24 protein-coding genes and 1 other RNA gene are annotated in these 23,086 nt (G+C 51.1%); 20 read left to right on the forward strand and 5 right to left on the reverse strand.

Features of this window, described 5'->3' with window-relative positions; translation table 11 throughout:
* The first annotated feature begins 101 nt into the window (after nucleotides 1-101).
* The 8 genes from smpB to csiR all read left to right on the forward strand — a co-directional run bounded on the left by smpB (nucleotide 102) and on the right by csiR (nucleotide 9,285).
* A complete protein-coding gene (smpB, locus tag A1SC_RS11400) occupies nucleotides 102-584 on the forward strand; it encodes an SsrA-binding protein SmpB (protein ID WP_000162574.1) in 483 nt (160 codons plus the stop codon).
* Between the two features lie 215 nt (nucleotides 585-799).
* Nucleotides 800-1,162: a transfer-messenger RNA gene (gene ssrA, locus A1SC_RS22905) on the forward strand.
* 775 nt (nucleotides 1,163-1,937) lie between these two features.
* A complete protein-coding gene (gene glaH, locus A1SC_RS11395) occupies nucleotides 1,938-2,915 on the forward strand; it encodes a glutarate dioxygenase GlaH (protein ID WP_010377831.1) in 978 nt (325 codons plus the stop codon).
* Nucleotides 2,916-2,934: 19 nt separating this feature from the next.
* Complete coding sequence (gene lhgO, locus A1SC_RS11390; RefSeq protein ID WP_016249102.1) at nucleotides 2,935-4,203, forward strand: L-2-hydroxyglutarate oxidase; 1,269 nt, start codon at nucleotides 2,935-2,937, stop codon at nucleotides 4,201-4,203.
* A gap of 22 nt (nucleotides 4,204-4,225) precedes the next feature.
* Nucleotides 4,226-5,674, forward strand: coding sequence for an NADP-dependent succinate-semialdehyde dehydrogenase (gene gabD / locus A1SC_RS11385; protein ID WP_001516915.1), 1,449 nt, complete (start codon nucleotides 4,226-4,228; stop codon nucleotides 5,672-5,674).
* Between the two features lie 13 nt (nucleotides 5,675-5,687).
* Nucleotides 5,688-6,968 (forward strand): 4-aminobutyrate--2-oxoglutarate transaminase, encoded by a 1,281-nt coding sequence (gene gabT / locus A1SC_RS11380; RefSeq protein ID WP_016262449.1) that lies wholly within the window; start codon nucleotides 5,688-5,690, stop codon nucleotides 6,966-6,968.
* 236 nt (nucleotides 6,969-7,204) lie between these two features.
* On the forward strand, nucleotides 7,205-8,605 hold the full coding sequence (gene gabP / locus A1SC_RS11375) for a GABA permease (protein ID WP_000531675.1): 1,401 nt from the start codon (nucleotides 7,205-7,207) through the stop codon (nucleotides 8,603-8,605).
* 20 nt (nucleotides 8,606-8,625) lie between these two features.
* Nucleotides 8,626-9,285, forward strand: coding sequence for a DNA-binding transcriptional regulator CsiR (gene csiR / locus A1SC_RS11370; RefSeq protein WP_001516917.1), 660 nt, complete (start codon nucleotides 8,626-8,628; stop codon nucleotides 9,283-9,285).
* A 3-nt stretch (nucleotides 9,286-9,288) separates the two neighbouring features.
* On the opposite strand, the gene kbp is transcribed toward csiR, so the two are convergent.
* Together kbp and A1SC_RS11360 are read right to left on the reverse strand one after the other, a co-directional pair.
* The gene (kbp, locus tag A1SC_RS11365; RefSeq protein ID WP_000522431.1) at nucleotides 9,289-9,738 is read right to left on the reverse strand and encodes a potassium binding protein Kbp; all 450 of its coding nucleotides are present in this window, start codon (nucleotides 9,736-9,738) and stop codon (nucleotides 9,289-9,291) included.
* 83 nt (nucleotides 9,739-9,821) lie between these two features.
* Entirely contained in the window at nucleotides 9,822-9,980 is a 159-nt protein-coding gene (locus tag A1SC_RS11360) for a YqaE/Pmp3 family membrane protein (protein ID WP_000508177.1), read from the reverse strand.
* Nucleotides 9,981-10,162: 182 nt separating this feature from the next.
* Between A1SC_RS11360 and A1SC_RS11355 the strand changes: the two genes are divergently transcribed.
* On the forward strand, nucleotides 10,163-10,462 hold the full coding sequence (locus A1SC_RS11355) for an ArsR/SmtB family transcription factor (RefSeq protein ID WP_016262450.1): 300 nt from the start codon (nucleotides 10,163-10,165) through the stop codon (nucleotides 10,460-10,462).
* Between the two features lie 9 nt (nucleotides 10,463-10,471).
* Nucleotides 10,472-10,996: a rhodanese family protein gene (locus A1SC_RS11350; RefSeq protein WP_001229434.1), complete on the forward strand. Its 525-nt coding sequence runs from the start codon at nucleotides 10,472-10,474 to the stop codon at nucleotides 10,994-10,996.
* Between the two features lie 46 nt (nucleotides 10,997-11,042).
* On the opposite strand, the gene stpA is transcribed toward A1SC_RS11350, so the two are convergent.
* Nucleotides 11,043-11,444, reverse strand: a complete 402-nt coding sequence (gene stpA / locus A1SC_RS11345; protein ID WP_000115376.1) for a DNA-binding protein StpA — start codon at nucleotides 11,442-11,444, stop codon at nucleotides 11,043-11,045.
* 666 nt (nucleotides 11,445-12,110) lie between these two features.
* On the opposite strand from stpA, the gene alaE reads away from it, so the two are divergent.
* Complete coding sequence (gene alaE / locus A1SC_RS11340; protein WP_000492662.1) at nucleotides 12,111-12,560, forward strand: L-alanine exporter AlaE; 450 nt, start codon at nucleotides 12,111-12,113, stop codon at nucleotides 12,558-12,560.
* A gap of 36 nt (nucleotides 12,561-12,596) precedes the next feature.
* On the opposite strand, the gene A1SC_RS11335 is transcribed toward alaE, so the two are convergent.
* Entirely contained in the window at nucleotides 12,597-12,941 is a 345-nt protein-coding gene (locus A1SC_RS11335) for a DUF2002 family protein (RefSeq protein ID WP_000281311.1), read from the reverse strand.
* Nucleotides 12,942-13,091: 150 nt separating this feature from the next.
* Between A1SC_RS11335 and A1SC_RS11330 the strand changes: the two genes are divergently transcribed.
* Nucleotides 13,092-13,421, forward strand: a complete 330-nt coding sequence (locus A1SC_RS11330; protein WP_000483312.1) for an ElaB/YgaM/YqjD family protein — start codon at nucleotides 13,092-13,094, stop codon at nucleotides 13,419-13,421.
* A gap of 55 nt (nucleotides 13,422-13,476) precedes the next feature.
* Here the strand turns inward: A1SC_RS11330 and A1SC_RS11325 are convergent, their stop codons facing one another.
* Complete coding sequence (locus A1SC_RS11325; RefSeq protein WP_016249104.1) at nucleotides 13,477-14,811, reverse strand: MocR-like pyridoxine biosynthesis transcription factor PdxR; 1,335 nt, start codon at nucleotides 14,809-14,811, stop codon at nucleotides 13,477-13,479.
* An 87-nt stretch (nucleotides 14,812-14,898) separates the two neighbouring features.
* Here A1SC_RS11325 and A1SC_RS11320 point away from each other — a divergent pair, with 87 nt between their 5' ends.
* The 8 genes from A1SC_RS11320 (at nucleotide 14,899) to proX (ending at nucleotide 22,943) form a co-directional block, all read left to right on the forward strand.
* Nucleotides 14,899-15,330, forward strand: coding sequence for a carboxymuconolactone decarboxylase family protein (locus A1SC_RS11320; RefSeq protein ID WP_000209798.1), 432 nt, complete (start codon nucleotides 14,899-14,901; stop codon nucleotides 15,328-15,330).
* A gap of 208 nt (nucleotides 15,331-15,538) precedes the next feature.
* Nucleotides 15,539-15,784 carry a glutaredoxin-like protein NrdH gene (nrdH, locus tag A1SC_RS11315; RefSeq protein ID WP_001223225.1) on the forward strand — a complete coding sequence of 82 codons (246 nt, stop codon included), beginning with the start codon at nucleotides 15,539-15,541 and terminating at the stop codon, nucleotides 15,782-15,784.
* Complete coding sequence (gene nrdI / locus A1SC_RS11310; protein WP_001516921.1) at nucleotides 15,781-16,191, forward strand: class Ib ribonucleoside-diphosphate reductase assembly flavoprotein NrdI; 411 nt, start codon at nucleotides 15,781-15,783, stop codon at nucleotides 16,189-16,191. Before nrdH ends, nrdI begins: the two co-directional genes overlap by 4 nt.
* A complete protein-coding gene (nrdE, locus tag A1SC_RS11305; RefSeq protein WP_016262451.1) occupies nucleotides 16,164-18,308 on the forward strand; it encodes a class 1b ribonucleoside-diphosphate reductase subunit alpha in 2,145 nt (714 codons plus the stop codon). Before nrdI ends, nrdE begins: the two co-directional genes overlap by 28 nt.
* Nucleotides 18,309-18,317: 9 nt before the next feature.
* Entirely contained in the window at nucleotides 18,318-19,277 is a 960-nt protein-coding gene (nrdF, locus tag A1SC_RS11300) for a class 1b ribonucleoside-diphosphate reductase subunit beta (RefSeq protein ID WP_016249105.1), read from the forward strand.
* Between the two features lie 356 nt (nucleotides 19,278-19,633).
* Nucleotides 19,634-20,836, forward strand: a complete 1,203-nt coding sequence (gene proV / locus A1SC_RS11295; protein WP_000985481.1) for a glycine betaine/L-proline ABC transporter ATP-binding protein ProV — start codon at nucleotides 19,634-19,636, stop codon at nucleotides 20,834-20,836.
* Nucleotides 20,829-21,893 carry a glycine betaine/L-proline ABC transporter permease ProW gene (proW, locus tag A1SC_RS11290; protein WP_000774962.1) on the forward strand — a complete coding sequence of 355 codons (1,065 nt, stop codon included), beginning with the start codon at nucleotides 20,829-20,831 and terminating at the stop codon, nucleotides 21,891-21,893. Before proV ends, proW begins: the two co-directional genes overlap by 8 nt.
* A 57-nt stretch (nucleotides 21,894-21,950) precedes the next feature.
* Nucleotides 21,951-22,943 carry a glycine betaine/L-proline ABC transporter substrate-binding protein ProX gene (proX, locus tag A1SC_RS11285; RefSeq protein ID WP_016262452.1) on the forward strand — a complete coding sequence of 331 codons (993 nt, stop codon included), beginning with the start codon at nucleotides 21,951-21,953 and terminating at the stop codon, nucleotides 22,941-22,943.
* Nucleotides 22,944-23,086: the final 143 nt, after the last annotated feature.

The raw sequence follows: 23,086 nt of genomic DNA on the forward strand, positions 1-23,086 counted from the left end.
GCACTGGGTAACATCGGGTTCATGCTAAGATAGAGCCTTGTCCCCCGCAGGATTAATATGGGGTGTTTTCGATTTCAGATTACCGATGATTCACGACGCTTATGACGAAGAAAAAAGCACATAAACCTGGTTCAGCAACCATAGCGCTCAACAAGCGCGCCCGTCACGAATACTTTATTGAAGAAGAGTTTGAAGCGGGACTCGCCCTGCAAGGCTGGGAAGTTAAATCCCTGCGCGCAGGAAAAGCCAATATTAGCGACAGCTATGTTCTTCTGCGCGACGGAGAAGCATTCCTGTTTGGCGCAAATATCACGCCGATGGCTGTGGCTTCCACGCATGTGGTGTGCGATCCTACTCGTACTCGCAAGCTACTTCTCAACCAGCGCGAACTGGACTCATTGTACGGTCGCGTAAATCGTGAAGGCTATACCGTAGTGGCGCTCTCCCTGTACTGGAAAAATGCCTGGTGCAAAGTAAAAATTGGTGTCGCGAAAGGTAAGAAACAACACGATAAACGTTCTGACATCAAAGAACGTGAATGGCAGGTGGATAAAGCACGTATCATGAAAAACGCTCACCGTTAAACCTACATAACATATACTGATCAGCCCCTCACCGCGCCTCCCCTCTCCGGTGGCGCGAATGAACATCTTGTTGATAATCATATTTAACACAGATGTAGTCATCCCCATGCTTAATCGAATAAAAATCATGCTACGCAGGCGCTAAATCCTTGACGATGTCGCCATTGGGGCTGGTCATGGCGCTCACAAATCTGGTATACTCGCCGTTACACATTGGGGCTGATTCTGGATTCGACGGGATTTGCGAAACCCAAGGTGCATGCCGAGGGGCGGTTGGCCTCGTAAAAAGCCGCAAAAAATAGTCGCAAACGACGAAAACTACGCTTTAGCAGCTTAATAACCTGCTTAGAGCCCTCTCTCCCTAGCCTCCGCTCTTAGGACGGGGATCAAGAGAGGTCAAACCCAAAAGAGATCGCGTGGAAGCCCTGCCTGGGGTTGAAGCGTTAAAACTTAATCAGGCTAGTTTGTTAGTGGCGTGTCTGTCCGCAGCTGGCAAGCGAATGTAAAGACTGACTAAGCATGTAGTACCGAGGATGTAGGAATTTCGGACGCGGGTTCAACTCCCGCCAGCTCCACCAATCATGATTAGACGGTGTAAGAACAACACCAACAAAAACAGGAAGTTAGAAGTCTCAGCAGGACACCGACCAGACGGTGAGGAGACAAAAAAGGATACGCAAAGGAGCCGCGGCTCTTTAGTGACATAGAAGTCCGCTTATGCGGGCTTTTTTATTTTTTCATCTGCTTAATTTGGCTGTGCTTCATCTATCCCCTCAACAAGCACCATTCTTTTCGTTCACAGCTTCCATATATCAACCAGCCACGAATGCCTTTCAGCCATAAAAAATGAATGTCTATTATGAGCTCTGAGTTCAACGGGTCGATGCAACGCTATCCTTAATCAAGGAGGACGTTGCTCTTCTGAAATGCAAAAGGGGCTCTAAATGTGAATGGCACGATTATGCGGGATACTTACATAATGTATGGAGACTACGCATTATTCTCCCCCCTGCCAAACAGGTGAAGAACTAAAACTCACCTGTTTACAACAGGTTATTTCAAATTAACTCAATCGTGTATTAAATCGCAGGACACGTTTGTTTTGAAGTTTGAAATCACACCCAATACTCACCTCCTATAACCATCACTAACTTATTATTTTAAATAATTATTTCTCTAAAAAAGCATCTATAACTCACCTCACCATATGTTAATAAAATATTGTTTTTGATCACAATAAGAAAACAATATGTCTCTTTTGTGCGCATTTTTCAGAAATGTAGATATTTTTAGATTATGGCTACGAAGTGAGCATCGCCATGTCACCCTACATCTCATAGAGGATTGCTTCTGATGAATGCACTGACCGCCGTACAAACCAATACTGTCGATTCAGGCCAGGACTATAGCGGATTCACCCTCATACCGTCGGCGCAATCCCCGCGTCTGCTGGAACTCACCTTCACCGAACAGACGACCAAACAGTTTCTCGAACAGGTTGCCGAGTGGCCCGTGCAGGCGCTGGAGTACAAATCGTTTCTGCGTTTTCGGGTGGGCAAAATTCTCGACGATCTGTGTGCAAACCAACTACAGCCGCTGCTGTTGAAGACGTTGCTAAACCGCGCTGAAGGTGCGCTGTTGATCAATGCGGTAGGTGTCGATGATGTGAAGCAGGCGGATGAGATGGTGAAGCTGGCGACGGCGGTGGCGCATCTGATTGGTCGCTCAAATTTCGATGCGATGAGCGGTCAGTATTATGCGCGTTTTGTGGTGAAAAATGTCGATAACTCAGACAGCTATCTGCGCCAGCCGCACCGCGTGATGGAGTTGCATAACGACGGCACCTATGTCGAAGAGATCACTGATTACGTGCTGATGATGAAAATCGACGAACAAAACATGCAGGGCGGAAATTCGCTGCTGCTGCATCTCGATGACTGGGAACATCTGGACCACTTTTTCAGCCACCCGCTGGCGCGCCGTCCGATGCGTTTTGCCGCACCGCCAAGTAAAAACGTCAGCAAAGATGTCTTCCATCCGGTGTTCGACGTCGATCAGCAGGGGCGCCCGGTGATGCGCTATATCGACCAGTTCGTCCAGCCGAAAGACTTCGAAGAAGGCGTATGGTTGAGCGAGCTTTCCGACGCCATTGAAACCAGCAAAGGCATTCTGTCTGTCCCCGTTCCCGTTGGCAAATTCCTGTTGATTAACAACCTGTTCTGGCTGCACGGTCGCGACCGCTTTACCGCGCATCCGGATCTGCGTCGCGAACTGATGCGCCAGCGTGGCTATTTCGCTTACGCCACTAACCACTACCAGACGCATCAGTAAGCGCAAAGGAATTGAGCGGATGTATGATTTTGTGATTATTGGCGGCGGCATCATCGGCATGTCGACCGCCATGCAACTGATTGATGTCTATCCGGACGCCCGCATTGCGTTGCTGGAAAAAGAGTCCGGCCCGGCCTGTCACCAGACGGGCCACAACAGCGGTGTGATCCATGCCGGGGTCTATTACACGCCCGGCAGCCTGAAGGCGAAATTTTGCCTGGCGGGAAACCGCGCCACCAAAGCCTTTTGCGATCAAAACGGCATTCGCTACGACAACTGCGGCAAGATGCTGGTCGCCACGTCCGCTCTCGAAATGGAACGGATGCGCGCGTTGTGGAAACGCACGGCGGCGAACGGGATCGAGCGCGAATGGTTAAACGCCGACGAACTGCGCGAGCGCGAACCGAATATCACCGGGCTTGGCGGTATTTTTGTGCCGTCCAGCGGCATTGTCAGCTATCGCGAAGTGACGGCGGCGATGGCAAAAATCTTCCAGGCCAGAGGCGGTGAGATTATCTATAACGCCGAAGTCAGCGCGCTCAGTGAGCATAAAAACGGCGTGGTGATACGTACCCGTCAGGGCGACGAATATGAAGCATCGACTCTGATTAGCTGTTCCGGACTAATGGCTGACCGGCTGGTGAAAATGCTCGGCCTCGAACCGGGCTTTATCATCTGCCCGTTCCGTGGCGAGTATTTCCGCCTTGCGCCGGAGCATAACCAGATTGTTAACCATCTGATTTACCCCATCCCCGACCCGGCGATGCCATTTTTGGGCGTTCATCTCACCCGGATGATCGACGGCAGCGTGACCGTCGGGCCAAACGCGGTGCTGGCTTTCAAACGCGAAGGCTATCGCAAGCGCGACTTCTCATTTAGCGACACGCTGGAGATTTTGGGCTCTTCGGGGATTCGCCGGGTGCTACAAAACCACCTACGCTCAGGACTGGGCGAGATGAAAAACTCGCTGTGCAAAAGCGGCTATTTGCGGCTGGTGCAAAAGTATTGTCCCCGGCTTTCGTTAAGCGATCTCCAGCCCTGGCCCGCCGGTGTGCGGGCGCAGGCGGTATCGCCGGACGGCAAGCTGATTGACGATTTTCTGTTTGTCACCACCCCGCGCACGATCCACACCTGCAATGCGCCCTCCCCGGCAGCGACATCAGCAATTCCTATTGGTGCGCATATTGTCAGCAAGGTACAAACGCTGCTGGCAAGCCAGAGTAACCCCGGACGCACGCTGCGAGCGGCACGTAGTGTGGATGCCTTACACGCCGCATTTAATCAATAACCTTTGAAAACAGGATGTAGCGATGAAACTTAACGACAGTAACTTATTCCGCCAGCAGGCGTTGATTAACGGGGAATGGCTGGACGCCAACAATGGCGAGGTCATCGATGTCACCAATCCGGCGAACGGCGACAAGCTGGGTAGCGTGCCGAAAATGGGTGCTGATGAAACCCGTGCCGCTATCGACGCCGCCAACCGCGCCCTGCCCGCCTGGCGTGCGCTCACCGCCAAAGAACGTGCCACCATTCTGCGCAACTGGTTCAATTTGATGATGGAGCATCAGGACGATTTAGCGCGCCTGATGACCCTCGAACAGGGCAAACCGCTGGCTGAAGCGAAAGGCGAAATCAGCTACGCCGCCTCCTTTATTGAGTGGTTTGCCGAAGAAGGCAAACGTATTTATGGCGACACTATTCCCGGTCATCAGGCCGATAAGCGCCTGATTGTGATCAAGCAGCCGATTGGCGTTACTGCGGCCATCACGCCGTGGAACTTCCCGGCGGCGATGATTACCCGCAAAGCCGGTCCGGCACTGGCGGCAGGCTGCACGATGGTGCTGAAGCCCGCCAGTCAGACGCCGTTCTCTGCGCTAGCGCTGGCAGAGCTGGCGATCCGCGCGGGTATTCCGGCTGGCGTGTTTAACGTGGTCACCGGTTCGGCGGGCGCGGTCGGTAACGAACTGACCAGCAACCCGCTGGTGCGCAAGCTGTCGTTTACCGGCTCGACCGAAATTGGCCGCCAGTTAATGGAACAGTGCGCGAAAGATATCAAAAAAGTGTCACTGGAGCTCGGCGGCAACGCGCCGTTTATCGTCTTTGACGATGCCGATCTCGATAAAGCCGTGGAAGGCGCGCTGGCCTCGAAATTCCGCAACGCCGGGCAAACCTGCGTCTGCGCCAACCGTTTATACGTGCAGGACGGCGTGTATGACCGCTTTGCCGAAAAATTGCAGCAGGCGGTGAGCAAACTGCAAATCGGTGATGGACTGGAAAAAGGCGTCACCATCGGACCGCTGATCGATGAAAAAGCGGTAGCAAAAGTGGAAGAGCATATTGCCGATGCGCTGGAGAAAGGCGCGCGCGTGGTTTGCGGCGGTAAAGCGCACGAACGCGGCGGCAACTTCTTCCAGCCGACCATACTGGTGGACGTTCCGGCCAACGCCAAAGTGTCGAAAGAAGAGACGTTCGGCCCCCTCGCCCCGCTATTCCGCTTTAAAGACGAAGCCGATGTGATTGCGCAGGCCAATGACACCGAGTTTGGCCTTGCCGCCTACTTCTACGCTCGTGATTTAAGCCGCGTCTTCCGCGTGGGCGAGGCGCTGGAGTACGGCATCGTCGGCATCAATACCGGCATTATTTCCAATGAAGTGGCCCCGTTCGGCGGCATTAAAGCCTCGGGTCTGGGTCGTGAAGGTTCGAAGTATGGCATCGAAGATTACTTAGAAATCAAATACATGTGCATCGGTCTTTAACTGGAGAACGCGAATGAGCAGCAATAAAGAGTTAATGCAGCGCCGCAGTCAGGCGATCCCCCGTGGCGTCGGGCAAATTCACCCGATTTTCGCTGACCGGGCGGAAAACTGCCGGGTGTGGGACGTTGAAGGCCGTGAGTATCTTGATTTCGCGGGCGGGATTGCAGTGCTCAACACCGGGCACCTGCATCCAAAAGTGGTTGCGGCGGTGGAAGCGCAGTTGAAAAAACTGTCGCATACCTGCTTCCAGGTGCTGGCTTACGAGCCGTATCTGGAGTTGTGCGAGATTATGAATCAGAAGGTGCCGGGCGATTTCGCCAAAAAAACGCTGTTGGTCACCACGGGTTCGGAAGCGGTGGAAAACGCGGTAAAAATCGCCCGCGCCGCCACCAAACGCAGCGGCACCATCGCCTTTAGCGGTGCGTATCACGGGCGCACGCACTACACGCTGGCGCTGACCGGCAAGGTGAATCCGTACTCTGCGGGTATGGGGCTGATGCCGGGCCATGTTTATCGCGCGCTTTACCCTTGCCCACTGCATGGCATCAGTGAAGATGACGCTATCGCCAGTATCCACCGAATCTTCAAAAATGACGCTGCGCCGGAAGATATCGCCGCCATCGTGATTGAGCCGGTTCAGGGCGAAGGCGGTTTCTACGCCGCGACGCCAGCCTTTATGCAACGTTTACGCGCGCTGTGTGACGAGCATGGGATCATGCTGATTGCCGATGAAGTCCAGAGCGGCGCGGGACGTACCGGTACGCTGTTTGCGATGGAGCAAATGGGCGTTGCACCGGATCTCACCACCTTTGCGAAATCGATCGCGGGCGGCTTCCCGCTGGCGGGCGTCACCGGACGTGCCGAAGTGATGGACGCCGTCGCACCAGGTGGTCTGGGCGGCACTTATGCGGGTAACCCGATTGCCTGCGTGGCGGCGATGGAAGTATTGAAGGTGTTCGAGCAGGAAAATCTGCTGCAAAAAGCCAACGATCTGGGGCAGAAACTGAAAGACGGGTTGTTGGCAATAGCCGAAAAACACCCTGAGATCAGCGATGTGCGCGGGTTGGGGGCGATGATTGCGATCGAGTTGTTTGAAAATGGCGATCACGACAAACCGGATGCGAAACTCACCGCCGAGATCGTAGCGCGCGCCCGCGATAAAGGTCTGATTCTTCTCTCCTGCGGCCCTTATTACAACGTACTGCGCATCCTTGTCCCCCTCACCATTGAAGATGCTCAGATCCGTCAGGGTCTGGAAATCATCAGCCAGTGTTTTGCTGAGGCGAAGCAGTAGCACCGCACCATGCCGGAGGCGACGCTTCGCGTCTTGTCCGGCCTACGGAAATCCAGGTCGGATAAGGCGTTTACGCCGCATCCGACAATCTGTACGTAAACAGGAATAAATCTATGTCGGCCGGATAAGGCGGAGCCGCTCTCCGGCAAAAAGAGTTAATAACAATTAAACGCGTGACCCGACGCGGGAAATGTCGGGGCGCTCTCCCAAGTGACACACTTTCGAGAGGATTCAGGATGGGGCAATCATCGCAACCACATGAGTTAGGCGGCGGGCTGAAATCACGCCACGTCACCATGTTGTCTATTGCCGGTGTTATCGGCGCAAGTCTGTTTGTCGGTTCCAGCGTCGCTATAGCCGAAGCGGGTCCGGCGGTATTGCTGGCCTATCTGTTCGCCGGATTACTGGTGGTTATGATTATGCGAATGCTGGCGGAAATGGCGGTTGCTACGCCCGACACCGGCTCCTTTTCCACCTATGCCGATAAAGCCATTGGCCGCTGGGCGGGCTATACCATCGGCTGGCTGTACTGGTGGTTTTGGGTACTGGTTATCCCGCTGGAAGCCAACATTGCCGCCATGATCCTGCATTCATGGGTTCCCGGTATTCCCATCTGGTTATTTTCCCTCGTTATTACCCTCGCCTTAACCGGAAGTAATTTATTAAGCGTCAAAAACTACGGCGAATTTGAGTTCTGGTTAGCGATATGCAAAGTGATTGCTATCCTGGCGTTTATTTTCCTTGGTGCAGTGGCGATTAGCGGTTTTTATCCTTATGCCGAAGTGAGTGGTATCTCAAGATTATGGGATAGCGGCGGCTTTATGCCGAATGGTTTTGGTGCGGTATTAAGCGCGATGCTTATCACCATGTTCTCGTTTATGGGCGCGGAAATTGTCACCATCGCGGCAGCAGAATCCGACACGCCGGATAAACATATTGTTCGCGCCACCAACTCGGTTATCTGGCGTATCTCTATTTTCTATTTGTGTTCTATTTTTGTCGTCGTGGCTCTCATCCCGTGGAATATGCCAGGACTGAAAACCGTGGGTTCCTACCGTTCCGTGCTGGAGCTGCTGAATATTCCGCACGCAAAATTCATTATGGATTGCGTTATTTTGCTATCAGTGACCAGTTGCCTGAACTCAGCGCTGTATACCGCCTCGCGAATGCTTTACTCACTGAGCCGTCGCGGTGATGCACCTGCAGTAATGGGCAAAATCAACCGCAGTAAAACACCTTACGTGGCTGTATTACTCTCGACCGGTGCGGCGTTTTTAACGGTGGTGGTGAACTATTACGCGCCTGCGAAAGTGTTTAAATTCCTGATCGACAGCTCCGGCGCCATCGCCCTGCTGGTTTATTTAGTCATCGCCGTTTCACAATTGCGGATGCGTAAAATTCTGCTGGCAGAAGGCGGCGAAATTCGCCTGCGCATGTGGCTTTATCCGTGGCTTACCTGGCTGGTGATTAGCTTTATTACCTTTGTATTGGTGGTGATGTTATTCCGTCCGGCACAGCAACTCGAGGTCATTTCCACCGGCTTATTAGCAATAGGGATTATCTGTACCGTGCCAATTATGGCGCGCTGGAAAAAGCTAATAATGTGGCAAAAATTACCCGCGCATAATACGCATTAACGTTGAGCTGGAGTCACACCATGACCATTACGTCTCTGGATGGCTATCGCTGGCTGAAGAACGATATTATTCGCGGCCATTTTCAGCCGGATGAAAAACTGCGAATGAGTTTGCTGACGTCGCGCTATTCACTCGGCGTCGGGCCGTTGCGGGAAGCCCTTTCGCAACTGGTAGCGGAACGACTGGTCACGGTGGTGAATCAAAAAGGATATCGGGTGGCGTCTATGTCAGAGCAGGAACTGCTCGATATTTTCGATGCCCGCGCCAATATGGAAGCGATGCTGGTGAGTCTGGCGATTGCCCGTGGCAGTGATGAATGGGAAGCTGACATTCTCGCGAAAGCACATTTGCTTGGTAAACTGGAAGCCTCTGACGCCAGCGAGCAAATGCTTGATGAGTGGGACCAGCGCCATCAGGCATTTCATACTGCGATTGTGGCTGGCTGCGGTTCCCACTATTTACTGCAAATGCGCGAGCGTTTGTTTGATCTGGCGGCACGCTACAGATTCATCTGGCTGCGGCAAACAGTGCTTTCAGTAGAAATGCTGGAAGATAAACGCGATCAGCATCAAATTTTAACCGACGCTGTGCTGGCGCGAGATACTGCGCGCGCCAGTGAGTTAATGCGTCAACATTTGCTGACGCCGATTCCGATTATCCAGCAGGCGATGGCGGGATAACGATCACTCTTCAGGAATACGCAAAACCTGCCCTGGATAAATTTTATCCGGGCTTTTTAGCATCGGTTTATTCGCTTCGAAGATTTTATTGTAGAGATTGGCGTTGCCGTAAACCTGTTTGGAAATGGCACTCAGGGTGTCGCCAGACTTAACGGTATAAAACTGGCTGGCAGTTGCTGGCGTCGCCGTTTTTACCTGATCGTCCACGCTGGCAATACCGGAAATATTCCCCACTGCAACAAGGATTTTTTCCTTCGCTTCCTGACTTAAGCCGTCACCTGTGACTGTCGCTTTACCATCGACAATCTGAATATTCACTTTATCGGCATCGGGAATACCGGTTTTGTTCAGATGCTCTTGCACCTTCTTCGCCTGATCGTCTTTATCATGCTGACCGGTGACGGTATCCCAGAGCTTTTCTCCTGCCTCTTTCACAAAATTGAACAGACCCATAGCTACCTCATTCGTTAATGGAAACACTCAGAAAGTGTAGCAGAGGAACGCGGCGCGTTTACGCCGCGTGGGTGAGCAGAGGATTAATCGCGGGTTTGCACCCAAAAAGCGTGAATTAAACCAGGAATATAACCAAGCAACGTCAGCAGGATATTAATGATGAACGCCCAACCAAATCCTTTACCTAACAGCACGCCGAGCGGTGGCAAAATGATGGTGATGACGATTCTCCAGAAACCCATATTTACTCCCTATAAGAAAATTAATCATTGTTTAAAAAGAGATTTCACCTCTTAAGCGTAGTGATTTTAGCGGAGCCTGGCCGTTTCAGCCTACGCTTTTACCCTCATTTACGCTGCTTACGCTGGTATACGTTGCATTTTTAGTTTAGAGTTTACTTAATTTAGCAAATACTTAAATAACTATGACTGAACTAGCCCAACTACAGGCCAGCGCCGAACAGGCCGCGGCCTTGCTGAAAGCGATGAGTCACCCCAAACGGCTGCTGATTCTATGCATGCTTTGTGGTTCACCCGGCACCAGCGCCGGTGAACTGGCTCGCATTACCGGACTTAGCGCCTCTGCAACGTCACAGCATCTCGCTCGTATGCGTGACGAAGGGCTTATCGACAGCCAACGGGATGCGCAGCGCGTTCTTTATTCGATAAAAAATGAGGCGGTAAATGCCATTATCGCCACCCTGAAAAATGTCTATTGTCCGTAAGGAGTGACCATGGCTTTGACAACAATTTCGCCGCATGACGCACAAGAATTAATCGCGCACGGTGCAAAGTTAATCGATATTCGCGATGCCGACGAATATCTTCGTGAACATATTCCAGAAGCCTCTCTGGCACCGATATCTGTGCTGGAACAGTCTGGTCTCCCGGCAAAATTACGTAGCGAGCAAATTATATTCCACTGTCAGGCGGGAAAACGAACCAGTAATAATGCGCAAAAATTAGAAGCGATTGCCTCCCCCGCAGATATTTTTTTACTGGAAGGCGGAATTGATGGCTGGAAAAAAGCAGGATTTCCAGTAGCTGAAAATAAATCCCAGCCTTTGCCATTAATGCGTCAGGTGCAGATCGCTGCTGGTGGTTTAATATTAATCGGCGTCGTACTGGGTTATGCCGTTAATAGCAGCTTCTTCTTATTAAGTGGATTTGTCGGTGTTGGATTAATGTTTGCAGGAATCAGCGGTTTTTGTGGGATGGCAAGGCTGTTAGATAAGATGCCGTGGAATCAGCGAGCTTGAGTAATGACGCCGGACGCGCCATCGTGGCGACATCCGGCAACAGTGATTAGATCAGGAAATCGTCGAGAGATTTACCTTCTGCCAGAGCCTGAGCGATCGGCTTCGGTGTACGACCCTGACCGGTCCAGGTTTTGGTTTCACCATTAAAATCGGTGAATTGGTATTTCGCCGGACGCGGCTGGCGTTTTTTACCTGCACGCGGTGCAGCAGTATTATTACCAAATAACTCTTCCGGATTAATTCCGTCAGCCTTCATCAGCTCCAGCCAGGTGCTAATTTTCTCCTGGCGCTCAGCCAGTTCACGCTGCTGCTGTTCTTCTTCTTCACGTCTTTCTTTAGTGACAACCCTGAATTTTTCGAGCATTTCTTCAAGAACGTCAATGGAGAATTCGCGAGCCATCGCACGAAGGGTGCGGATGTTATTTAAACTTTGTAACATTACAGACATAATAAAGAAAACCTTTTAACGCCAAAACAAAAAAGTATTTCGCCGCGTAGTGTAAGCGATCGTTTATTATATTTCCACAAAATTTAATCTATTTACAATCGCCAGTGATATTATTTCAAGCGTTATTTCCAGATAGATTAATAATTATTTCAGATTATATATTAGCCATTTAGCTTAGTCATTCCAGCCATTAGCAAATAGTCAGGTGCTCTCTGTCTCATCGACACTAATGGCAAATCAACAACCTCCGCATAAATATACAGAAAGAACGAATAAAACAACAATTCAACACCTAAAATTTTATGCTGGCATTAGTCGCTTTAAGTCGCTAAAAATTCCAGATAGAGTAAAAGCGCTACTTACGCCGGATTGCCTACACTTTGCAGCATTATCTCCCTTAGTCTTCCCCGCCGAACATGTCAAAATACCAACATAACAATATGATTTTAAATCATATTATTAGAATAAGCATTTAAAAATCCATAATGTACAAAAAACACGCCATCGCGGAATATTTTATCTACGAAAACAAAATAAATAAAAATTTTTCACTAATTGATTACTTGCATCCAGCGATATACGCTATGCAAATATGAAACAGGCAGCTCAGAGCACTGCATTCATTTTCATTCATATCCGATTTCGCTTTTATTAAGGAGCATTGGCATGTTCTCACCGCAGTCACGCTTGCGTCATGCAGTTGCAGACACGTTCGCGATGGTTGTTTACTGTTCTGTCGTGAACATGTGTATTGAAGTTTTCCTCTCCGGAATGAGCTTCGAGCAGTCTCTTTACTCCAGGTTAGTGGCAATTCCGGTGAACATCTTAATTGCATGGCCATACGGCATGTACCGGGATCTGTTTATGCGCGCGGCACGCAAAGTTAGCCAGTCTGGATGGATAAAAAATCTGGCAGATATTCTGGCTTATGTGACGTTTCAGTCACCGGTGTATATGGCGATCTTGCTGGTAGTGGGCGCAGACTGGCACCAGATTATGGCTGCGGTCAGTTCAAACATCGTTGTTTCGATGTTGATGGGGGCGGTCTATGGCTACTTCCTCGATTACTGCCGCCGGCTATTTAAAGTCAGCCGTTACCAGCAGGTAAAAGCCTGACTCTTCTTTTCGCGACTGGCAATGCCAGTCGCGTCTTTAATTGGTTTCGCCAAACAAGCCATGCAAATAACGTTCAAGCGCAACACGCGAACTAAAACCATGCGGAATACCGTAATGCTCGTGTCGCTCGCCCGCAAAGTAGAGCGGAAATTGCTGGTAATGATCGCAGGTTTTAATATCAGAAGCGGGTTCTGCCAGCGTCGAACTACGCTCTTTTAATGTTGGATGAATTACCAGTGCGGTACGTCCCATTCGTGCTTCGCGATTAACATAAACATAATGTTCCCCACGGCGGTAACCGTATGCTTTCTGGGTTACCACATCGACGGTAAAACCGACTTTCTCAAGTACGCGAGCTACCTCGTCTGGTCGTAAATACATATTTTATCCTCGTGATTATCTACCGCGGGCCTACCTTACCTGATTGAGCATTCACAACGCTTTCAGAAAAGTCCATAAAGCCGCGATGAGTCTCAGCAAAGAAAATTATGGTCTACACTGAAAATTACATCGAATTCAAAGGGGGATCATATGTTTAACCGACCTAACCGCAACGACGTCGATGATGGCGTGCAGGATATTCAGAATGATGTCAATCAATTAGCTGATAGCCTCGAATCTGTATTGAAGTCCTGGGGTAGCGACGCCAAAGGGGAAGCCGAAGCTGCACGCAGTAAAGCACAGGCGCTACTGAAAGAAACCAGAGCGCGGATGCATGGTCGTACTCGCGTCCAACAAGCCGCACGTGATGCCGTGGGTTGCGCTGATTCTTTTGTTCGTGAAAGACCCTGGTGTAGCGTGGGTACAGCGGCGGCGGTAGGGATTTTTATCGGTGCACTGTTAGGTATGCGCAAATCGTAGTGGAACAATGATAATAAATACACGTCCCTGGCCCCGAAGCCTGACTTCGGGGTTTTTAACTTAAGGCATCGCGTAATTGTTGTGCCACCTGCTGCGCCATGCTTTCGCTAACGATATTGGTAAACGAGAGCAGCAATCCTCCTTTCCCGGTTGACCGAATACGCCAGGTACTTAATGCCTGCACCGCAAGGCCAGCGGCATTAGCTTTACGCGCGTAGGCAATATCATCGCCCATCATGCTGATAACCATCTGGATTCCCCCTTTTTGCGGTACAACCTGAAATCCCTGTTGCGTAAGCGCCTGCTCAATCCACTGCCGACGCTGAGCATAGTGCTGACGCATTTTCTTCAGATGCCTCCAGAAATGCCCATCACGAATGAAATCTGCCAGAGTGTTCTGCCATAGAACAGGCACAGCACATGGCTCCAGCGATGCCTGTTGGCGGAATTGCGCAATCTGCTCCACCGGCACCACCAGCCACGCACAGCGCAGTGCCGGGAAAAGCGATTTGCTAAATGTTCCGGCATAAATCACCCGCTGCGGCGCATCGAGACTTTTCAGCGCCGGTAACGGCTTACCGTGATAGCGGAACTCACTGTCGTAATCATCTTCAATAACCCATGCCTGACTACGCTCTGCCCATTCCAGCACCTGGTGCCTGCGCGCCAAAGAGAGCGCAACACCCAGCGGGCTTTGATGTGCCGGAGTGATCAGAGCAAAACGCGCATCAGGATAATTTTGTATTCCGCTTGTGACATCCAGTCCGTTGTCGTCAACAGGCACAGGAAAAACGTTCACACCGTGGCGAGTGACAATCGGACGAATCAGTGGAAAACCGGGATCTTCCATCCACATCCCGTCTCCCGGTTCCGCCAGTGCACGCAAAATTAAGCTCATCGATGCCGCATAACCGTGTGTGATAAATACCTGCTCAGGCTGGCTCTCAATTCCGCGCGAGACACGTAGATAATCAACAATTGCCTCGCGCAACGCCGCCTCGCCGCAGACATCGCCTAACGCCAAATTAAAACGCGTCTGGGTTCGCAGGCGACGGCCCATCACCCGCGCCCACAGCTCACGCGGAAAGAGATCGAGTGCGGGTAATCCCATTTGAAACGGCAACGGCTGCTCGCTTTCACCGGCAAAGACGACGACATCAGAAGATGATTTTTGTGGATGTATCTGTTCGCTGACAAAGGTGCCTGCCTGCCCCCGCCTGACCAGCCAGCCCTGTGCCACCAGCTCAGCATAAGCATTTTCGACTGTGGAGCGAGACACGCCCAGTTCCTGCGACCAGGTTCGGCTGGAAGGTAGCCTTGCGCCAGGTTTCAGTTCCCCTTGCTCAATAGCCGTTTTTAACTGACGGGCGATTTCCTGATAACGCGGCATATGGTCTGCTTTTTTACGTAATTTATGGCTCTCTTTGACAGTCCATTATAGTGCTACATTGCGGGCGTTAATAAGAGGAGAAACTGTATGACTACATTACGTCAACCCTACTACGAACTTAGCCCGGCAGTGTATAACGCACTGGTGCAGGCCAAAACGGCGCTGGAAAATAGTACGCTGGATACCACTCTGATGGAGTTAGTTTATTTACGCGTCTCACAAATCAACGGCTGCGCATTTTGTCTGGAGATGCACAGTAAAGCATTACGCAAATCCGGTGTGCCGCAGAACAAACTGGACGCCCTGGCAGGCTGGCGCGTAAGCCATCATTTTGACGATCGCGAGCGGGCGGCGCTGGCATGGGCGGAATCGGTGACCGATATTGCCCGAACCCATGCAGAAGATGACGTTTATCAGCCTCTGCTTAAGTACTTCAGCGCAGCAGAGATCAGCGACTTAACGTTTGCCATCGGGCTGATGAATTGTTTTAACCGCCTGGCGGTTTCCATGCGGATGTAATTTGCTGTTGCCGGGGGCTCGCCCGGCAACAAAACACAAAATCCCCTACCCCGTTGAGCCACTCAACGGCGGTATCAATAATCTAAAATTCCCATATCTTGTATGGTTGAATCTTTTTTCAACTACATCTAGTATCTCTGTATCAACAGAGAGACAACCCGACGCGTATCATCGCGCCGTATCTTCATTTTAAACGGAAATACGAATCATGCGCATTACTATTTACACTCGTAACGATTGCGTTCAATGCCACGCCACCAAACGAGCAATGGAAAACCGTGGCTTTGACTTTGAGATGATTAATGTCGATCGCGATCCTGAAGCGGCAGAGGCGTTACGTGCCCAGGGCTTTCGCCAGTTGCCGGTAGTGATTGCAGGTGATCTTAGCTGGTCTGGCTTTCGTCCGGACATGATCAACCGCCTGCATCCAGCGCCACACGCAGCCAGCGCATGAGTCAGCTCGTCTACTTCTCCAGTAGCTCCGAAAACACACATCGCTTTATCAAACGTTTAGGGCTGCCCGCCGTGCGCATTCCGCTCAATGAGCGGGAACGGATTCAGGTAGACGAGCCTTACATCCTGATCGTGCCCTCTTACGGCGGTGGCGGTACGGCTGGCGCTGTGCCACGGCAGGTGATTCGCTTTTTAAACGACGAACATAACCGGGCGTTGCTTCGCGGCGTTATTGCTTCGGGTAATCGCAATTTTGGTGAGGCGTATGGCCGCGCCGGAGATGTGATTGCCCGGAAATGCGACGTGCCGTGGCTATACCGCTTTGAACTCATGGGTACGCAAAGCGATATCGAAAACGTTCGTAAAGGAGTAACCGAATTTTGGCAACGACAACCGCAGACCGCCTGACGCAGGAAACGATGGATTACCACGCCCTGAATGCGATGCTTAACCTTTACGATAGCGCGGGTCGCATTCAGTTCGATAAAGATCGCCAGGCAGTAGACGCTTTTATGGCGACACATGTACGCCCGAACAGTGTGACTTTTAGCAGCCAGCAGCAGCGCCTGAACTGGCTGGTCAACGAAGGTTACTATGATGAAAGCGTCCTCAACCGCTACTCTCGCAACTTTGTCATTACGCTGTTTGCCCATGCACACGCCAGTGGTTTTCGTTTCCAGACGTTCCTCGGTGCATGGAAGTTTTACACCAGCTATACGCTGAAGACTTTCGACGGTAAACGTTATCTGGAAGATTTTGCCGATCGGGTCACGATGGTGGCGCTAACGCTGGCGCAAGGTGATGAGACGCTGGCGACGCAGCTAACCGATGAGATGCTATCAGGACGCTTTCAGCCCGCCACGCCAACATTCCTCAACTGTGGTAAACAGCAGCGAGGCGAACTGGTTTCCTGTTTTCTGCTACGTATTGAAGACAATATGGAGTCGATTGGTCGGGCGGTTAATTCCGCACTACAACTGTCGAAACGCGGCGGCGGCGTGGCGTTTTTGCTGTCGAATCTGCGGGAAGCGGGTGCACCGATTAAACGTATTGAAAATCAATCTTCTGGCGTGATTCCGGTGATGAAAATGCTGGAAGACGCATTTTCCTATGCCAACCAGCTCGGCGCTCGTCAGGGGGCTGGGGCTGTATATCTGCACGCACACCATCCCGATATTCTGCGTTTTCTCGACACAAAACGGGAAAATGCCGATGAAAAAATCCGCATTAAAACGTTGTCGCTGGGGGTAGTGATCCCGGATGTCACCTTCCATCTGGCGAAAGAGAATGCGCAGATGGCGCTGTTTTCGCCCTATGACGTTGAGCGAGTTTACGGCAAGCCGTTTGCTGATATCGCCATCAACGAACACTATGACGAACTGGTTGCCGATGAACGCATCCGCAAAAAATACATCAACGCCCGTGATTTCTTCCAGCGGCTGGCGGAGATCCAGTTTGAGTCCGGCTATCCCTACATCATGTATGAAGATACGGTTAACCGTGCTAACCCTATTGCCGGGCGCATAAATATGAGTAATCTCTGCTCAGAAATTTTGCAGGTTAACAGCGCCTCAGCGTATGACGAGAATCTCGACTATGCTCGCACAGGCCATGATATTTCCTGCAATTTAGGCTCGTTGAATATTGCTCACACTATGGATTCGCCAGACTTTGCCCGCACGGTAGAGACAGCCGTGCGCGGTCTGACGGCGGTGTCAGATATGAGTCATATCCGCAGCGTGCCGTCCATCGAAGCCGGAAATGCCGCCTCGCACGCCATCGGCCTGGGGCAGATGAATCTGCACGGCTATCTGGCGCGTGAGGGTATCGTTTACGGCTCGCCGGAAGCACTGGATTTTACCAATCTCTATTTCTACACCATCACCTGGCACGCCCTGCGCACTTCGATGTTGCTGGCGCGCGAACGTGGTGAAACCTTCGCCGGATTCAAACAGTCACGCTATGCCAGTGGTGAATATTTTAGCCAATATCTGCAAGGGAACTGGCAGCCGAAAACGGCGAAAGTTGGCGAACTGTTTGCCCGTAGCGGTATTACGTTACCTACCCGTGAGATGTGGGCGCAACTGCGCGACGACGTGATGCACTACGGCATTTACAACCAGAATCTTCAGGCGGTGCCGCCAACCGGTTCTATCTCTTATATCAACCATGCTACGTCGAGTATTCACCCGATTGTGGCGAAAGTGGAAATTCGCAAAGAGGGTAAAACCGGGCGCGTTTACTACCCTGCCCCGTTTATGACTAATGAGAATCTGGCGTTGTATCAGGACGCTTACGAAATTGGCGCGGAAAAGATTATCGACACCTACGCCGAAGCGACTCGCCATGTCGATCAGGGGCTGTCGCTGACGCTGTTTTTCCCCGATACCGCCACCACTCGCGATATCAATAAAGCGCAGATTTACGCCTGGCGCAAAGGTATCAAAACGCTCTATTACATCCGCCTGCGTCAGATGGCGCTGGAAGGCACTGAAATTGAAGGCTGCGTCTCCTGCGCACTTTAAGGAATATCTATGAAACTCTCTCATATCAGCGCCATCAACTGGAACAAGATTACTGACGATAAAGATCTGGAAGTATGGAATCGCCTGACCAGCAATTTCTGGCTACCGGAAAAAGTGCCACTGTCGAACGATATTCCCGCGTGGCAAACGTTAAGTACCATCGAACAACAACTGACGATGCGCGTTTTTACTGGCCTGACGCTGCTCGACACGCTGCAAAACGTTATCGGCGCGCCTTCGTTGATACCCGATGCACTCACGCCCCATGAAGAAGCAGTGTTGTCGAATATCAGCTTTATGGAAGCCGTTCATGCCCGCTCTTACAGCTCTATTTTCTCGACGCTGTGCCAGACAAAAGAGGTTGATGCCGCCTATGCCTGGAGTGAAGAAAATGCGCCGTTGCAACGAAAAGCACAGATTATTCAGCAATATTATCGCGGTGATAGCCCGCTGAAAAAGAAAATCGCCAGTGTCTTTCTTGAATCATTTTTGTTCTATTCCGGCTTCTGGCTGCCAATGTATTTTTCCAGTCGCGGAAAGCTGACCAATACCGCCGATTTGATCCGCCTGATTATCCGCGATGAAGCAGTACACGGTTATTACATTGGCTATAAATATCAGAAAAGCCTGGAAAAAATCTCCCAGGCACAACGTGAAGAATTAAAGAGTTTCGCCTTCGATTTATTGCTGGAGCTTTACGACAACGAGTTGCAATACACCGATGAGCTGTACGCCGAAACAACATGGGCTGACGATGTGAAAGCGTTTCTCTGTTACAACGCCAATAAAGCCTTAATGAATCTGGGATACGAGCCGTTATTTCCAGCAGAAATGGCAGAAGTAAATCCGGCAATCCTTGCCGCGCTTTCACCGAATGCCGACGAAAATCACGATTTCTTTTCCGGCTCTGGTTCCTCTTATGTGATGGGAAAAGCGGTCGAAACAGAAGACGAAGACTGGAATTTTTGACGAGGTTATTTTTCAAAAATATCACCACCCACAGCAGGGAAATAATTCCAGTTAAACAGCTTTTTATCACGCAAATATTTTGTGGTGATCTACACTGACTCTCTGTTGCATTATTCGCCTGAAACCACAATATTCAGGCGTTTTTTCGCTATCTATAACAAAAAATATCAACTTTTCTCGATTTGCTCTCAGCCCTTATATCACGGGAAACTCCGGCAATTTGCTCGCATCAATATTCATGACACATTTGCCCTCAGGGGTTGCCTCAGATTCTCAGTATGTTAGGGTAGAAAAAAGTGACTATTTCCATTGGGTAATATATCGACATAAACAAATAACAGGAATCTTTCTATTGCATGGCAATTAAATTAGAAATTAAAAATCTTTATAAAATATTTGGTGAGCATCCACAGCGAGCTTTCAAATATATCGAACAAGGACTTTCAAAAGAACAAATTCTGGAAAAAACTGGGCTATCGCTTGGCGTAAAAGACGCCAGTCTGGCCATTGAAGAAGGCGAGATATTTGTCATCATGGGATTATCCGGTTCGGGTAAATCCACAATGGTACGCCTTCTCAATCGCCTGATTGAACCCACCCGCGGACAAGTGCTGATTGACGGTGTAGATATTGCAAAAATATCCGACGCCGAACTCCGTGAGGTGCGCAGAAAAAAGATTGCGATGGTCTTTCAGTCCTTTGCCTTAATGCCGCATATGACCGTGCTGGACAATACCGCGTTTGGCATGGAACTAGCCGGAATTAACGCCGAAGAGCGTCGGGAAAAAGCCATTGATGCACTACGTCAGGTAGGTCTGGAAAATTATGCCCACAGCTACCCGGACGAACTCTCTGGTGGAATGCGTCAACGTGTTGGATTAGCCCGTGCATTAGCCATTAATCCGGATATTTTATTAATGGATGAAGCCTTCTCGGCGCTCGATCCATTAATTCGCACCGAGATGCAGGATGAACTGGTAAAATTACAGGCGAAACATCAGCGCACCATTGTCTTTATTTCTCACGATCTCGATGAAGCTATGCGTATTGGCGACCGAATTGCCATTATGCAAAATGGCGAAGTGGTACAGGTCGGCACACCGGATGAAATTCTCAATAATCCGGCGAATGATTATGTCCGCACCTTCTTCCGCGGCGTTGATATTAGTCAGGTATTCAGCGCGAAAGATATTGCCCGCCGCAGCCCGAATGGTTTAATTCGTAAAACCCCCGGCTTCGGTCCGCGTTCGGCACTGAAATTATTACAGGATGAAGATCGCGAATATGGCTACGTCATCGAACGCGGTAATAAATTTGTCGGCGCAGTCTCTATCGATTCGTTAAAAGCAGCATTAACGCAGCAGCAAGGTCTTGATGCGGCGCTGATTGATGCGCCGTTAGCGGTCGATGCGCAAACGCCTCTTAGCGAGTTGCTCTCTCATGTCGGACAGGCACCCTGTGCGGTGCCCGTGGTCGACGAGGACCAACAGTATGTCGGCATCATTTCGAAAGGAATGCTGCTGCGCGCTTTAGATCGTGAGGGGGTAAATAATGGCTGATCAAAATAATCCGTGGGATACCACGCCAGCGGCAGACAGCGCCGCACAATCCGCAGATGCCTGGGGTACACCGGCTGCGGCACCGACTGACGGCGGCGGCGCTGACTGGCTGACCAGTACGCCTGCACCAAATGTCGAGCATTTTAATATTCTCGATCCGTTTCATAAGACGCTGATCCCACTCGACAGTTGGGTAACTGAAGGGATCGACTGGGTCGTTACCCATTTCCGCCCCCTCTTCCAGGGCGTGCGCGTTCCGGTGGATTATATCCTCAACGGTTTCCAGCAACTGCTGCTGGGGATGCCCGCGCCTGTGGCAATTATCGTTTTCGCCCTGATAGCCTGGCAAATTTCCGGTGTCGGAATGGGCGTGGCGACGCTGGTTTCACTGATTGCTATCGGCGCGATCGGCGCATGGTCGCAGGCAATGGTGACTTTGGCGCTGGTGTTAACCGCCCTGCTATTCTGTATTGTCATCGGTTTGCCGCTGGGGATCTGGCTGGCAAGAAGCCCACGGGCAGCAAAAATCATCCGTCCACTGCTTGATGCCATGCAGACGACGCCAGCGTTTGTCTATCTGGTACCAATCGTCATGCTGTTTGGTATCGGCAACGTTCCGGGCGTGGTGGTGACCATCATCTTTGCTCTGCCGCCTATTATCCGTCTGACCATTTTGGGGATTAACCAGGTTCCGGCGGATCTGATTGAAGCCTCGCGCTCATTCGGTGCCAGCCCGCGCCAGATGCTGTTCAAAGTTCAGTTACCGCTGGCGATGCCGACCATTATGGCGGGCGTCAACCAGACGCTGATGCTGGCCCTTTCTATGGTGGTCATCGCCTCGATGATTGCCGTCGGCGGGCTGGGTCAAATGGTACTGCGCGGTATCGGGCGTCTGGATATGGGGCTTGCCACCGTTGGCGGCGTCGGTATTGTCATCCTCGCCATTATCCTCGATCGCCTGACACAGGCCGTGGGGCGCGACTCACGTAGTCGCGGCAACCGTCGCTGGTACACCACTGGCCCTGTCGGTCTGCTGACCCGTCCGTTCATTAAATAACTCTGCACCTGCCCGGTGACGCCGGGCATTGCCACCCTGCCAAAAAAAGGAATAACAATGCGACATAGCGTACTTTTTGCGACAGCGTTTGCCACGCTTATCTCTACACAAACTTTTGCTGCCGATCTGCCGGGCAAAGGTATTACCGTTAATCCGGTTCAGAGCACCATTACCGAAGAAACCTTCCAGACATTGCTGGTCAGCCGTGCGCTGGAAAAATTAGGTTATACCGTCAACAAACCCAGCGAAGTGGATTACAACGTTGGTTATACGTCACTGGCTTCCGGCGATGCGACCTTTACCGCTGTGAACTGGACGCCGCTGCATGACAACATGTATGAGGCTGCCGGTGGCGATAAGAAGTTTTATCGCGAAGGGACATTTGTTAACGGCGCTGCGCAGGGATACCTGATCGATAAGAAAACGGCCGACCAGTACAAAATTACCCACATCGCGCAGCTAAAAGATCCGAAGATTGCCAAACTGTTTGATACCAACGGCGATGGCAAAGCGGATTTAACTGGCTGTAACCCCGGCTGGGGCTGCGAAGGCGCTATCAACTACCAGCTTGCCGCTTATGATCTGACGAATACCGTAACCCATAATCAGGGGAACTACGCGGCGATGATGGCCGACACCATCAGCCGTTACAAAGAGGGCAAGCCGGTGTTTTACTACACCTGGACACCGTACTGGGTGAGTAACGAACTGAAGCCGGGGAAAGATGTAGTCTGGTTGCAGGTGCCGTTCTCCGCACTGCCGGGTGATAAAAACGCCGATACCAAACTGCCGAATGGCGCAAATTACGGCTTCCCTGTTAGCACCATGCATATCGTTGCCAACAAAGCCTGGGCCGAGAAAAACCCGGCGGCAGCGAAACTGTTCGCCATTATGCAGTTGCCGGTTGCGGACATTAACGCCCAGAACGCCATTATGCATGACGGCAAAGCCTCAGAAGGCGATATTCAGGGCCACGTTGATGGCTGGATCAAAGCCCACCAGCAGCAGTTTGATGGCTGGGTGAATGAGGCGCTGGCAGCGCAGAAGTAGTTTTTATTCGGGCGGATAGGGTGTTTACGCCGTATCCGCCATTCTGTGCACAATGCCTGATGCGACGCTGGCGCGTCTTATCAGGCCTACAAACCACACTCATTTCGTAGGGCGGAAAGGCGTTTTCGCCGCATCCGCCTTCT

The sequence above is a fragment of the Escherichia sp. KTE52 genome, assembly GCF_000408325.1.
GTDB lineage: Bacteria > Pseudomonadota > Gammaproteobacteria > Enterobacterales > Enterobacteriaceae > Escherichia > Escherichia marmotae.